The following is a 12,786-nucleotide window of genomic DNA, read 5'->3' as shown; positions in this document are numbered from 1 at the left end:
CACCCTGCGTCAACCGGGTTTCCGGCGCCGGCCGGCCCCGGCGGAGCCCGCACCCCCTGGACCGGCCGCTGCGCCGCCTACGTCAGCCGGGCCAGGGCGTCGGCCACCCGGTCGATCGCCTGACAGACCACGTCCGGCCGGTAGGCCGTGAAGCACAGGCGGAAGAATCCGGGCGCCGGGCTGTGCATGGTCTGGCCCGGGAGGAGGGTGACCTCGGTGGGCTCGCAGCGCAGGTACTCGAAGAGCCACTGCTCGTCGGGGTCCATGTCGTTGGGCGGCGTGAACGTCGTCGTCCCGCAGGGCAGCTCGCCGGTGCGCCTGCCCAGGTACGCCGTCAGGTCCAGCCAGAAGAACTGGGCCGGGTTGTCGCCCTCCGTGTGGACGAAGTCGATCTCCTTCTCGACCAGCCTCGCCCGCACCTTCTCGAAGCTCTCGCTCAGCATCTCCTGGTACTGCCGCATCGCGTAGGTGGTGTACAGCTCCGTGCCGCCGTTCACCGTGCCCTCCAGCAGCTCGCCGAGGACGTAGTGCTTCAGCGAGTCGACCGGGGTGAACCACGACATCGAGTGGGTCTTCTCCTCGATGTCCGTCGCACCGGTCATCGCCCGGTGCACCGGCCCGTACTTCGACACCACGAAGCCGGTCCGGAAGCCCGAGAGCCCGAAGTCCTTGGCGAACCCCCACACCACGTGGATCCGCTCCGGGGCCCGCGTGTACGCGTCCAGCGCGAACGCGCTCGTGAACGGCACCCGCGCACCGGCCACCTGCGAGTGGCAGTAGATCTCGTCGGAGACGATGTGCATGTCGGTCTCGTCGAGCACCCAGGCGTAGATCTCGTCGAGCAGCGGCAGACCGTAGTTGACGCCCAGCGGGTTGTGCGGATTGGTGAGCGCGAGCAGCCGGGGGAACTCGCCGGACAGCCGCTTGTACGTGAAGTACGCCTCCCTGATCACGTCCAGGGTCAGCCGGAACCGGTCCGGCCCCTGTGCCGGAAGCCCCACCGGTACGCACTTCAGCCTCGGGCGCTGCTCGAACGACCAGTTGAAGCCCTGCCAGTACGGCGCGGGCAGCAGGACGGCGTCCCCCTCCTTCAACGGCGGCGGACCGGCCTCCCCCGGCCTCGGCGGGGACTGCAGCGCGAACGCGAGGCACTCCAGCGCGGAGCCGACGCCGCCCGTGCCGAACACGTCGTCCGGTGCGACCGGCGCGTCGAAGGCCCTGGCCAGGAGTGCCGCGACCGCCTCGCGCAGCTCCGGGGAGCCGTACGGGGTGGCGTAGTGGATGTACTTCTCCGGGAGCAGGTCGATGTGGTCGAAGATCATCTTCTGCATCGAGCCCTCGTAGACGAGGACGTTCTCCGCGACGGACAGATTGATCGCGGTGTCCGGTTCCAGGTCGCGGTGGAGGGCGAGGGCCTGCTCGAAGTCGGGGATCCGGGCGAGGAGTTCGGCGGTCGGCGTCGGGCGGCCGGTCGAAGCGGTCATGACGGCGTGGCTCACTTCCGGGGTGCGGTCGGTTCGCATGCGGACGGCTCCAGCGCACCACGCGTCCCCGGCCCCCGCCAGCCGTTCGCGCCCATCCGGCGACGGGCCGGCAGCCCGCCCGTCCCGCCGCACCCTCCCCGGCGGCCGCGCGCCCCCACCGGCCCGGAGCCTCCCCGGCCGGGGAGGCTCCGGGGGAGGTGTCAGGAACAGGTGGGCGGCGACTCCGTCCAGCCCGAGGTGTAGCTGCCGTTCGTGTACCACATCCGGGTGCAGAAGCAGTACCCCGGCGCGCCGCCCACGTAGAGGTCACCGCGATGCTGCCACCGCGTCCGGCGCCTTCCCAGGGGCGGCGGCCCACCTCGGACGGGCCTGCACGAGCCTGCACGGATCCGGACGGCCGTGGACGGGCACGACGGGGCGGGGGGACGACCGCACCGGCCCCCGCGCGGGCGGTCAGCCGGTCCGCTCCGGCCCCGCCAGCGGCTTCGCCCAGCGCGTCCACTGGGGCTGCGGCCCGTACCCGGCGGCCCGCCAGGTCCGGTGGCCGAGCGCGTTCTCGTCCAGCACCATCGCGTCCGCCCGCCGCCCGCCGAGCGCGGCGAACCGGTCCTCCGCGGCCGCCAACAGCGCCGCGCCGATGCCACGCCGGCGGTGCTCCGGGTCGACGGCGAGCCGGTATAGGTGGCAGCGCCAGCCGTCCCAGCCCGCGATGACCGTGCCGAGCAGCACGGCCGGGTCGTCCGCCCGGACGGCCACCAGCAGGCACTGCGGGTCACGGGCGAGCAGCGCCGCCACGCCGTCGGCGTCGTCGGTGATGCTGGTGCCCTTGGCGGCGCGGGCCCACAGGGCGAGCACGGCGGGGATCTCGTCGGGGCCCGCGGTGCGCAGGGTGAAGTCGCTCATGGGTGGCTGTCTACCAGCGCACCGCGCCGCCGCGCGCTCCATATCGACAGCCGGACACTCAGCCGCCCGCCAGCTCCCACACCGTGGTCGTCTTCAGCGCCGCGTCCTCCAGGTCCGCGACCACCGGCACGTCGTACGCCGCCAGCGCGGTGAACCGCTCGCGCGGCAGGTACGCGCGGCCCGGGTCACCGACGATCACCACCGCGCCCCGCGCCCGGGCGCGTTGCAGGAACGGCAGGAACCGGGCCGCCATCGCCCGCTCGTAGAAGACGTCCCCGGCGAGCACCACCTCGGCCGGTGCGCCGTCCCCGTCCAGCAGGTCCTCGACGGCGGCGGACACCTCCACCCCGTTGGCGGCCGCGTTGACCTCGATGGCGGCGACGGCGTACGCATCGATCTCGGCGGCCCGCACCGCACGGGCGCCGCGCAGCGCCGCCGCGACGCCGACCACCCCGGAGCCCGCCGCGAGGTCCAGCACCGTGCGCCCGGCGACCAGCTCCGGGTGGTCCAGCACGTACCGCGCGACCCCGACGCCACCCGCCCAGGCGAACGCCCAGAACGGCGGCGGCAGCCCGCGCTCACCGCGGGCGGCCTCGGTGGTCTCCCACAGCGCGATGGCGTCCTCCGCCATGTGCAGGCGCACCTCCGGCACGAACGGCACCGGCCCGATCCGGGTCTGTGCCCGCACGAACTCCTGATCCGACAAGATGGCCGCCCCCGAACCCACCGGGCGTGTCTCGCTCAGCATGCGCAGCAGCATAAGCCCCCTGAGCAGGTGCTCCGCCCACCCCGCCGCGCCCGCCCGGTCAACGGCCCCGCGGACCGGGCCGATCGGGGGCCGTGACACCGGGCCTGCTGTGCGCTCAGGGCGCTGGGGCCATCGTTCCCCGTGCGGCGGGGGGATCCCATGGTCCGACGGAGAGGCGGCTCGGAGGAACTCAACCGGACTGCCCGCCAGTCTTTTTGACGTTCCGCCAGGTAGTCATCATGTCGCGTGAGCACCACTGCGCCGCCGCCGGTCCAGGACCGTACGGCGGCCCTGCGGACGCTCCTCCTCCGGCGCGACGAGCACCCGCGTCCGGGGCGGTCAGCGGCGGGGGTCCGCCGGGGCCAACGGGACCGTCATGGGCCTGGCCGCGTTCCACGCCGACGTGCACGGCTCGGCGCACTCCCCGGGGTCCTCGGCCGTGGACCGGGCCGTCCACGCCCTGCTGCTCGCCGGCCGGCCGCTCGGCCGGCAGATCACGGGCCGCCCGCACCCGCGCCGCGCCGGTGGCCCGCCAGAACGGGCACCGCAAGCCGCCCCGGATCGGGCAGTGACGGCCGGACCGGACGTCCGAGGGCCAAGGGAATCCCGGGCTCGGGGCGCCGTCGTCAGGGTGCTCCGGCTCCGCCCTCAGCGCCGCCCGGCGCCTCCGGCTCGGGTGCGGGCAGGCCCAGCGCCGCGTGCAGTTCGACCACTGTCGCCCGGTCCAGCGGCCCCGTCCGCGCCGATCCCAGCCGGCGGGCCAGCTCGGGCGCGTACAGCTGGCTGACGCGGCGCACGTGCTCGGCGAAGCCGGCCGTGGCCGCCCGCAGCCGGTACCGGGCGACCAGGAGGACACCGCCCGCCAGGAACAGCAGCGGCCAGCACGCCGAGCCGAGCAGCAGGTACAGCCAGCCCCAGCCGAACAGCCCCGTCGCCGAGCCCACCGCCGCCCGCTCGGCGTTCAGCTCCGCCCGGTCGGCGTCCGGCACCACCAGCCACAGACTCGGCCAGAGCCCGGCGAGGTCGAGCCCGTAGGCCGCGCGCAGCGCGTCGCCGGTCCCGAGGATCCGGTCGCCGCTCCAACTGGCCCGCACCGGGGGTCCGGTGAGGATCCGGGCGGTGCGGCGCAGCACCCGGGGGGCGTCGTCCGGCAGCGGACGGGGCTCTCGGGCGTCCTGGCGGGCCGCCTCCCGGGCCAGGAGGCGCAGGTGCCCGGCCCGGCGGCGGCGGACGATGCCCGCCACCGGCCGGCCCAGGGGGGCCGGCCAGCGTTGCCAGTCGTCGGTGAGCGCGGCGACCTCCGTGATCTTGCCGAGCCCGCGCGCCGCGAGTCCGGCCGCGGCCGCCGCGAGCCCGGCGGCGAGCGCCGCCGTCGCGATCACCCCCGCTCCGCCCGAACCGAGCCCGGCCGCCAGTGACTTCGCCCCGGCCTGCAGCCCGGCGACGTCGAGGGCGTGGCCGAGCCGTACGGCGGCGGCCCCGATCACGACGTAGAGGGCGCCCCACAGCAGCAGCGATCCCTCATCGCCTTCTTGCCGAGGGCGGAGAGGACGGCGTCCACGTCAGGACCCGGCCCCGGACCCGGTACCGGTACCGGACAGCCTCATCGGCCCGCCGTCGACCGCGCAGACCGGCGCCGGCATCGCGTCCTTCCCCAGTTCGAGCCGCCGGCACCGGCCACCCGGGCACGCGTAGACGGCGGCCCGGGCCTGCGCCGGCCGGCCCAGGCCCGGGAAGGACGAGGCGGGCGACACCGGTTCGGCGCCCCGGAGTTCGCCGTAGAGGCCCTTCGCGTGCCCGGCGCGGCGCAGCGCGTCGTGCACCCCGTCGAGCCCCTCGCGCACGCCCGTGCCGGAGCGGATCGCGGCCAGCGCCGCGTCCAGCACGGCTTCGGTCCCGGCCGCGGCCAGCGTCCTGCGGATGCGTGCCTCCCCCTCGCACAGGTAGGGCACCGCCCGGTCGATCCCGTTCCCTCTTCGCACCATCCGCCGCTTCCTCCTGGACCCGTCCGCACATTTCTGATATCAGATCAACTGAGATGGTACGAACGCATGTTGAGTGGATCAATGACAGCGGGGGAACAGTGTGACGGCCGATCCCGGGGCAACCCTGCACCTCGCCGCACAGCAGGCCCGGCGGGGGCAACCGTTCCCCCTCGCACGGCAGCGGACCCTCCGGCGCCTCGCCGCCGCGTTCGAGGAACAGCTCGACCGTGAGGAGGACCTCGCGGCGCGCAGCGACCTCGGCTGGGTCCACCTGGGGCTGTCCGAGGCCGCATCGCTCACCGAGGACGAACGCTCCGAGGCCCTGCAGGCCGCCCTCGGCTCCTTCGCCCTCTGCCGGCTGAGCGGCATCGGCGACGTCCCGCACGCCCTCGCCGGGCTGATGCCGATGGCCGTCCTGTTCCGGGCCCAGCGGTTCTTCATGATGATCACGACCGACCCGGACCCCGGGACGGCCGCCCGGGCCATCGGCGGCATCGACCGGCTGGTCCGGCTCGCCGGGACGGGGCACCCCGAGTACGCCGACCTGGTGAAGATCCTCTGCATCGCCGTCCAGGCACGTCTCGGCATCACCGATGCCCCCGCCGAGGTCGAGCGCGCCGCCGCCGTCCTGGAGCCGCTGGTGACCGACGGCGCCACGGCGGCCGTCTGGCTGGCCCACGGGCAGGTACTGGGTCACCGCTTCGAGCAGACCGGCGACCTCCGCGACGCCGACCGGGCGATCCGGTCGCTGCGCCGCGGCATCGCCCTCACCCCCGCCGACGACCCGGACCGGCCCGGCTACCTGTCGAACCTCGCCGTCGTGCTGATGCTCCGGTTCGAACAGACCTGGTCGCTCGACGACCTCGACACCGCCATCGAGATCCACCAACAGGTGCTCGCGGCGTTCAGCGACGACGATCCCAACGCCGCCGCCCTCCTGCTCAACGTCGGCGCCGCCCTGACCGCCCGGTTCGAACGGTCGGGGTCGATCGACGACGTCGACACCGCCGTGGACTGGCTGCGCGAGTCCGTCCGCCGTGCCACGCCGGGCGACGAGGTTCACCGCCGGGCGCTCACCACCCTGGCCGGCGCGCTGCTCCTCCGCTACCGCCGGGAATCCCGGCCGGAGGACGCCGAGGCCGCCCTGACGCACGCCGGGGAGGCCCGCCGCCGCACCCCCGCCGACCACGCCGACCAGCCGCTGCTGGCCTTCTCGGTGGCGGCCGTGCTGCACTCCCGGTTCGAGCGGCACCCGCAGCACGACCCGGCCGACCTGGACCGGGCCGTCGAACTCTTCCGGCAGGCCCTCGTCGCGACCGATCCCGGGCACCCGTCGTGGCCGGAGTACGTGATCCACCTGACCGCGGCCCTGCAGCAGCGGTACGACCGCACCCGCGACCTCGCGGACCCCGCGCTGGCCGTCGACCTGCTGCGCCCGATGACGGCGTCCGTCGAGCGCGGCGGACCGCGCCACGCCCTCGGCCTGGTCAGGCTGGGCACCGCGCTCATCCACCTCGGCGCGGCCGCCTCCGACCCGGACGCTTCGAGGGCCGCTTTCGCGGAGGCCGCCCACTGCCTCACGCAGGCCGCCGACTCCCCCACCGCCCAGGCCAGCCTGCGGATCGACGCGGCGCGGTTCGTCGCGCTCATCACCTCGAAGGCCGATCCCGCTCTCGGCGCGCGGCTGCTGGCCCAGGCCGTCGGGCTGCTGCCGCAGGTGGCACCGCGGTTCATCCACCGCGGGGACCAGCAGCAGGCGCTCGGCGGCTTCTTCGGCCTGGCCGCCGACGCCGCCGCGCTCACCCTCGCCGCCCGCCCCGGCGACCCCGGCCGGGGGCTCGCGGCCCTGCGGCTGCTGGAGTCCGGCCGGGCCCTGATGCTCGGTCAACTGCTGCACTCCCGAACCGATCTCACGGCGCTGCGCGACCACCGCCCGGATCTGGCCGACCGCTTCGAGCAACTGCGGCGGCTGCTCGACACCGACGAGGTCGGCCTGCTGAACGGCGGGGTCCTCCCGGCCACCGGCGCCGAGCCGCCCGAGCTCGCCACCCGGCAGCGGCTGCTCCGGGACTTCACCGCGACGGTGGAGGAGATCCGGGCGCTCGACGGGTTCGCCTCGTTCCTGCGCCCGGTTCCGGCGGAGCGGCTGTTCGAGGCGGCGGCCGAGGGGCCGGTGGTGGTGTTCAACGTGAGCCGGTTCGGGAGCGCGGCCCTGGTGCTGACCCCGTCCGGTGTCCGGGTCCTGCCGTTGCCCGGGCTCACCCCGGAGGTGGTGGCGGAGCGGACCGCGGCGTTCCGCACCGCCGTCGCGGCCACCGCGGACGACGACCCGGAGGTCTCCGTCCCCGCCCAGCAGCGCCTCGTCGGATTGCTCGAATGGCTCTGGGACGCGGCCGCCGGACCAGTGCTGGACGCGCTCGGGCCGCCGGCACCGGATCGCCCGGGCGCCGCGCTCCCCCGGGTCTGGTGGTGCCCCGGCGGGCTGCTCGGGCAACTGCCGCTGCACGCGGCCGGCCACCACCGGGCCGGGGCCGCGACAGCGCCCGACGGGCCGCGGCGCACCGTGCTGGACCGGGCGGTGTCCTCGTACACGCCCACCGTCCAGGCGCTGCTGCACGCCCGGCGGCCCGCCCCGTCCGCTGCCGCCGGACGGCCGGACGCGGCACTGCTGGTGGCGATGCCGAGCACCCCGGGGCAGCCCGACCTGGACCACGCCCTGGACGAGGTCGAGGCCGTCCGCGAGCTCCTCCCGCTGCCGTCCGCCGTGCTCGCCCCGGCCGGGCCCGACGGTGCGGGTGCCGACCCGGCCGTCCTGCCGACGGCGGCCCGGGTGCGGCACGCGCTGGGCTCGGCCGCCGTCGCCCACCTGGTCTGTCACGGGATCAGCGAGGCGGCCGACCCCTCGCACAGCAGGTTGCTGCTGCACGACCACCTCAGCTCCCCGTTCACCGTGCTCAGCCTCGCCCCGCTCGACCTCGACGGCGCCCGACTCGCCTACCTGTCCGCCTGCGAGACCGCCGTCAGCACCAACGACGACCTCGCCGACGAGTCGATCCACCTGGCCTCGGCGTTCCAGCTGATGGGGTTCCGGCAGGTGATCGGCACCCTCTGGAAGGCCTACGACGACGAATCCGACGCCATCGCGTCCGCGTTCTACCGCGGGCTGCTGCGCCCCGACGGCGGAATCGACTACGGGCGGGCGGCGGCGGCCCTGCACACCGTGGTGCGGGAGCGGCGCGACGCCCTGCCGGGCACTCCGTCGCTCTGGGCGGCGCACCTGCACGTCGGCGCCTGAGGAGCGCCTCGCCGCCCGGGCCCGGCCCGGGCGGTAGGTTCTCCCCGGGGCCGGTGTGCGGCCGGCCGGAGACGGGGTGTCGGGATGACGGACGGGGTGCTCGCGGGCCGGGCGGCGGTCGTCACGGGCGGATCGCGCGGGATCGGGCGAGCCGTGGTGGAGCGGCTGACGGCGGACGGTGCGGACGTGGTGTTCGGGTACGCGCACGACGACGCGGCGGCGCAGGAGGTGGTGCGCGCGGTGACCGCGCGGGGCGCCGGGCGGGCGCACGCGGTGCGGGCCGACCTCGGCGCACCGGAGGGTGCGGAGTGGCTGATGGCTGCGGCCCAGGAGGAGTTGGGCGGCCTCGACGTCCTCGTCAACAACGCGGCGCGCGCCTTCACCCCCGCGCCGCTCGCCGAGACCGACCCGGCGGACTTCGACGCCCTGCTCGCCGTCAACGTCCGCGCGGTGTTCCTGACGTTGCGCTACGCGGCCCAGCACATGCGCGACGGAGGGCGGATCGTCAACCTCTCCACCCTCAACACCCGCCGCCCGGTCCCCGGCATCGCCCCGTACCTCGCCGGCAAGGGCGCGCTGGAGCAGCTGACGCAGGCCGCCGCGGTGGAGCTCGGACCGCGCGGGATCACCTGCAACACCGTCTCCCCCGGGCCGGTGGAGACCGATCTGCTGCGCGCCACCAATCCCCCGCAGGCGCTGGAGGCGGTGGCCGGGATGACGCCGCTGCGGCGGCTCGGGCAGCCGGCGGACGTCGCCGACGTGATCGCGTTCCTGGTCGGGCCGGACGGCCGGTGGGTGTCCGGGCAGAACCTCGGGGCGACCGGTGGCCTGCTCTGACGGCGGGGCGGAAAGGGCAGGGTCACGCACGGCCACCCGATCCGTACCATTTCGATACCGAAGCCTGGATGAGCTGGGAAGATGCTCGCCGGGCGGGGCGGGGCCCCGGTAGCATCCGGCTGAGGCCATCCGGACCGGCGCAGGCAACACAGCACGCCGTGCCGTTCCCGCCGGGCGGCCGATTCCCGCGGGTCCGCCCGGGGGCGGCCTCCGGCACGACCGGCCGGTGGCGTCGCCCGGTGGTGCCCGTGTACACGGCACGCGCGAAAGGGCAGTCGCGCGGAACGGCGAAGGGCAGCGTCTTGACGGACAGACTCACCGGCGGCGACTCCTCACTCCTGCGGCGGATCAACGCCGCGGTGACCCTCCGGGCGCTGCGCGAGGGCCATGCGGTGACCCTGACCAAGCTGGTCGGGGACACCGGGCTGTCGCGGCCGACGGTCGAGGGCGTGATCGAGGGGCTGGTGGAGACCGGCCTGGTCGCCGAGGTCGAGCAGCCGCAGCCGGGCAGTCAGCCCGGCGCCGGCCGGCGCGGGCGGCCGGCCCGGTGGTTCCGGTTCCGGTCGGAGGCCGGGCACATCCTGGGCATCGAGATCGGGGTGCACGACATCCGGATCATCCTCGCCGACCTCGCCGGTGAGGTGGTGGGCAGCCACTTCCGGCCGGTCGACGAGACCCTGGACGCGGAGGAGCGGCTCACCGCCGTGCGGTCGGTGGTCGCGGAGGTGCTGCGCAAGGCGGGCGTCTCCCGGGACAACCTGTGGGCAGTGGGCGTCGGCACGCCCGGCATCGTCGACCGGGACGGCACCGTGCAGTTGGGCACCGCGATGCCCGGGTGGACGGGGCTGGACCTCGGGGCACGGCTGCGGCGCTCGTTCCGCTGTCCGGTGATGATCGAGAACGACGCCAACCTCGCGGCGATCGCCGAGCACTGGCAGGGCGCGGCGGTCGGCGCCGACGACGTCGTGTTCGTCATGGCGGGCCTGAGCCCGGGCGCCGGCTCGCTCATCAACGGCCGTCTCCACCGGGGCTTCGGCGGCGCGGCCGGTGAGATCGGCGCACTGCACCTGCTGGGCCAGGAGGTGACGCCGGAACGGTTGCTCTCCACCACCGGCAAGCCGCTCAACCCGCTGGACGAGGCGGCGGTGGCGCGGGTGCTGAAGCTGGCCCGCGAGGGCGACGCGGTGGCGAAGGTCGCGACCGACCGCTTCCTGACCCGCCTGGTGCAGAGCGTCGCCGCCCTGGTGCTGGCCATCGACCCGCAGCTGGTGGTGATCGGCGGCTGGGCGGCCGGCCTGGACGGCGTCCTCGACCCCCTGCGCGAACGCCTCGCCCAGTTCACCCTGCGCGCCCCCGAGGTGGCCCTGGCCGCCCTGGGCTCGGAGGTCGTCGCGATGGGTGCCCTGCGGGTGGCCCTCGACCAGGTCGAGGAGCAGCTCTTCGCCGTCAACCCCCCGACGGCGGAGGCGGTTTCGGCCCGGGCCTGAGCATCTCGCCGGCCTGCCGCCCGTCGCCCCGCCGCCCCGCCGCCTCCGGACCGAAGCGGCGGGGCGGCGGCGTTCGCGCCACTCCTGTCCTCCCCTCCCCGCCCCCCGACTCCCCTCTCCTGCAAAACGGCCCAGGCCCGGGCGCCTGGCGGGGCGCTCGGACCTGGGCCTGAGGGTTTTCGGGAGTGGTTCAGGAGGCGGCGGCCGCGCCCACGGGGGCGGCGCCGACGGGGGTGACCTCGACGAGGCCGGTCTCGCCGAAGGTCAGCTTGCAGGTGTCCGCACGGTAGGTGGAGACGGCGAGCGCGACGAGCCGGCCGGCCGCGGCGTACTGCGTGGTCATCACCAGCACCGGCGAGCCGGGCGGACGCTCCAGCAGGGCGGCCTGCTCGGCCTCGGCGACGCCCAGCTCGACGGAGCGGGACTCGCCGTCCACCTCCAGGCGCTCCAGCTGGCGCAGCACCGAACGGGCACGGTCGCTCTCGGCCCGGAAGCCGGGCAGGTGCGGCAGCGCGGCGGCGGGCACGTGCAGCGACTCGGTGGCCACGGTCCGCCCCTGCACGAGGCGCACCCGGCGCACGGTGTGCACCGGCGCGCCCTCGGCCACGCCGAGCGCCTCGGCCAGCCGCCGGGCGGCCGGGGCCGTGGTGCAGTCGACGGTGCGCCAGGCCTGGCTGCGGGCGGCGCCGGGCCAGCCCTCCTCCTGCCGGTTCACCGGGACGCCGACCCGGGGGGCGGCGATCAGGGTGCCGATGCCGCGCCGGCGGACCAGCCGGCCCTCCAGCTCCAGCTGGTCCAGCGCCTGCCGCAGGGTGGCCCGGGCGACGCCGAAGCGGGCGGCGAGCTCGCGCTCGTTCGGCAGGACCTGGCCGATGGTGAACTCCGTGTCGATGGCGCGGAGCAGCACCGTGCGCAGGTGCCAGTACTTCGGCTCCGGTACTGCCGTGAGCTGTCCTGTGGTTCCCACCGTGTCCTCCACCCTGGTGTCTTCCGCCCTGCTGAAAGAGGGCGGATCCCGGCCCGCTGTCCGCTGTCGCGGCAGGTGGGAGAGCGGGCTTTTTCCGTCCTTCTTTATTAAAGGTCCTTGCAGTAAGTGACCCTAGGGGTTCGATCGGGAGATGGTCAAGACCAATAGCGCGGCACGGGGGGACTCCCGCACAGTTTCATGGTGCGTTCACGTCAGCTCCGCAACCGGACGCGTCGTGGCACTCCCCCGCACGGCGCAGTGGGTAGGCTGCCCGGGTGATCGTGGTGACGAGTGTGAACGTGAACGGAATCCGGGCGGCGGCCAAGAAGGGATTCATCGAGTGGCTGGCCGCCACCGAGGCGGACGTGATCTGCCTACAGGAGGTGCGCTCCGAGCCCGGGCAGCTCCCCGTGGAACTGCGCGACCTGGACGGCTGGCACACGGTCTGGGCCCCGTCCGCCGCCAAGGGCCGGGCCGGCGTGGCGATCCTCTCCCGCACGGAGCCGACCCGCACCGCCATCGGCTTCGAGTCGACGGAATTCGACAATTCGGGCAGGTATGTCGAAATCGACCTCCCCGGCCTCACTGTCGCCAGCCTCTACCTCCCCTCCGGCGAGGTCGGCACCGAGCGCCAGGACGAGAAGGAACGCTTCATGACGGAGTTCCTCGCCCACCTCCACAAGCTCCGCACCCGCGCCGCCGCCGACGGCCGCGAGGTCGTGGTCTGCGGCGACTGGAACATCGCCCACCGCCCCGAGGACCTCAAGAACTGGAAGGCCAACCAGAAGTCCGCCGGCTTCCTCCCCGAGGAGCGCGCCTGGCTCTCCCGCGTCTACGACGAGGCCGGCTACACCGACGTCGTCCGCCACCTCCACCCCGACCGCACCGGCCCCTACACCTGGTGGTCCTACCGCGGCCGCGCCTTCGACAACGACTCCGGCTGGCGCATCGACCTGCAGTGCACAACGCCCGGCATCGCCGCCAAGGCCGTCGAGGCCTACGTCGAACGTGCCGCCACTCACGCAGAACGGTGGAGCGACCATGCCCCCGTGACCGTGGTCTACGACCTGGAGGCCTGAC

The 12,786-nt window shown here is 74.9% G+C and carries 10 protein-coding genes; 4 read left to right on the top strand and 6 right to left on the bottom strand.

Going from position 1 to position 12,786, the window contains the following annotated elements; translation table 11 throughout:
* Nucleotides 1-77: 77 nt before the first annotated feature.
* The 5 genes from ACF1AK_RS18950 to ACF1AK_RS18930 all read right to left on the bottom strand — a co-directional run bounded on the left by ACF1AK_RS18950 (nucleotide 78) and on the right by ACF1AK_RS18930 (nucleotide 5,120).
* Entirely contained in the window at nucleotides 78-1,484 is a 1,407-nt protein-coding gene (locus tag ACF1AK_RS18950; RefSeq protein ID WP_391499921.1) for an aminotransferase class I/II-fold pyridoxal phosphate-dependent enzyme, read from the bottom strand.
* 453 nt (nucleotides 1,485-1,937) lie between these two features.
* Nucleotides 1,938-2,387: a GNAT family N-acetyltransferase gene (locus tag ACF1AK_RS18945; RefSeq protein WP_391499920.1), complete on the bottom strand. Its 450-nt coding sequence runs from the start codon at nucleotides 2,385-2,387 to the stop codon at nucleotides 1,938-1,940.
* Between the two features lie 58 nt (nucleotides 2,388-2,445).
* Nucleotides 2,446-3,135, bottom strand: a complete 690-nt coding sequence (locus tag ACF1AK_RS18940) for a class I SAM-dependent methyltransferase (RefSeq protein WP_391499919.1) — start codon at nucleotides 3,133-3,135, stop codon at nucleotides 2,446-2,448.
* Nucleotides 3,136-3,761: 626 nt separating this feature from the next.
* Nucleotides 3,762-4,622 (bottom strand): hypothetical protein, encoded by an 861-nt coding sequence (locus ACF1AK_RS18935; protein WP_391499918.1) that lies wholly within the window; start codon nucleotides 4,620-4,622, stop codon nucleotides 3,762-3,764.
* A gap of 75 nt (nucleotides 4,623-4,697) precedes the next feature.
* Nucleotides 4,698-5,120: a hypothetical protein gene (locus ACF1AK_RS18930; protein WP_391499917.1), complete on the bottom strand. Its 423-nt coding sequence runs from the start codon at nucleotides 5,118-5,120 to the stop codon at nucleotides 4,698-4,700.
* A 100-nt stretch (nucleotides 5,121-5,220) separates the two neighbouring features.
* Here ACF1AK_RS18930 and ACF1AK_RS18925 point away from each other — a divergent pair, with 100 nt between their 5' ends.
* From ACF1AK_RS18925 to ACF1AK_RS18915, 3 genes are all read left to right on the top strand, one after another.
* Nucleotides 5,221-8,415, top strand: coding sequence for a CHAT domain-containing protein (locus ACF1AK_RS18925; RefSeq protein ID WP_391499916.1), 3,195 nt, complete (start codon nucleotides 5,221-5,223; stop codon nucleotides 8,413-8,415).
* An 84-nt stretch (nucleotides 8,416-8,499) separates the two neighbouring features.
* The gene (locus ACF1AK_RS18920; RefSeq protein WP_391499915.1) at nucleotides 8,500-9,252 is read left to right on the top strand and encodes an SDR family oxidoreductase; all 753 of its coding nucleotides are present in this window, start codon (nucleotides 8,500-8,502) and stop codon (nucleotides 9,250-9,252) included.
* 302 nt (nucleotides 9,253-9,554) lie between these two features.
* Entirely contained in the window at nucleotides 9,555-10,739 is a 1,185-nt protein-coding gene (locus tag ACF1AK_RS18915; RefSeq protein WP_391499914.1) for an ROK family protein, read from the top strand.
* Nucleotides 10,740-10,929: 190 nt separating this feature from the next.
* On the opposite strand, the gene ACF1AK_RS18910 is transcribed toward ACF1AK_RS18915, so the two are convergent.
* The gene (locus ACF1AK_RS18910) at nucleotides 10,930-11,706 is read right to left on the bottom strand and encodes a GntR family transcriptional regulator (RefSeq protein WP_391499913.1); all 777 of its coding nucleotides are present in this window, start codon (nucleotides 11,704-11,706) and stop codon (nucleotides 10,930-10,932) included.
* Nucleotides 11,707-11,981: 275 nt separating this feature from the next.
* Here ACF1AK_RS18910 and ACF1AK_RS18905 point away from each other — a divergent pair, with 275 nt between their 5' ends.
* Nucleotides 11,982-12,785, top strand: coding sequence for an exodeoxyribonuclease III (locus ACF1AK_RS18905; RefSeq protein ID WP_391499912.1), 804 nt, complete (start codon nucleotides 11,982-11,984; stop codon nucleotides 12,783-12,785).
* Nucleotide 12,786 lies beyond the last annotated feature (1 nt).

This window comes from Kitasatospora sp. NPDC015120, assembly GCF_043080305.1.
Classification (GTDB): domain Bacteria; phylum Actinomycetota; class Actinomycetes; order Streptomycetales; family Streptomycetaceae; genus Kitasatospora.
Note: the sequence above shows the minus strand (reverse complement) of the source record. Positions and strands in the feature narration are given on the sequence as shown.

Coding starts and splice junctions, on each gene's coding strand:
- ACF1AK_RS18940 (WP_391499919.1), bottom strand. CDS start 3,135: ATGCTGAGCGAGACACGCCCGGTGGGTTCGGGGGCGGCCATCTTGTCG.
- ACF1AK_RS18945 (WP_391499920.1), bottom strand. CDS start 2,387: ATGAGCGACTTCACCCTGCGCACCGCGGGCCCCGACGAGATCCCCGCC.
- ACF1AK_RS18930 (WP_391499917.1), bottom strand. CDS start 5,120: ATGGTGCGAAGAGGGAACGGGATCGACCGGGCGGTGCCCTACCTGTGC.
- ACF1AK_RS18920 (WP_391499915.1), top strand. CDS start 8,500: ATGACGGACGGGGTGCTCGCGGGCCGGGCGGCGGTCGTCACGGGCGGA.
- ACF1AK_RS18950 (WP_391499921.1), bottom strand. CDS start 1,484: ATGACCGCTTCGACCGGCCGCCCGACGCCGACCGCCGAACTCCTCGCC.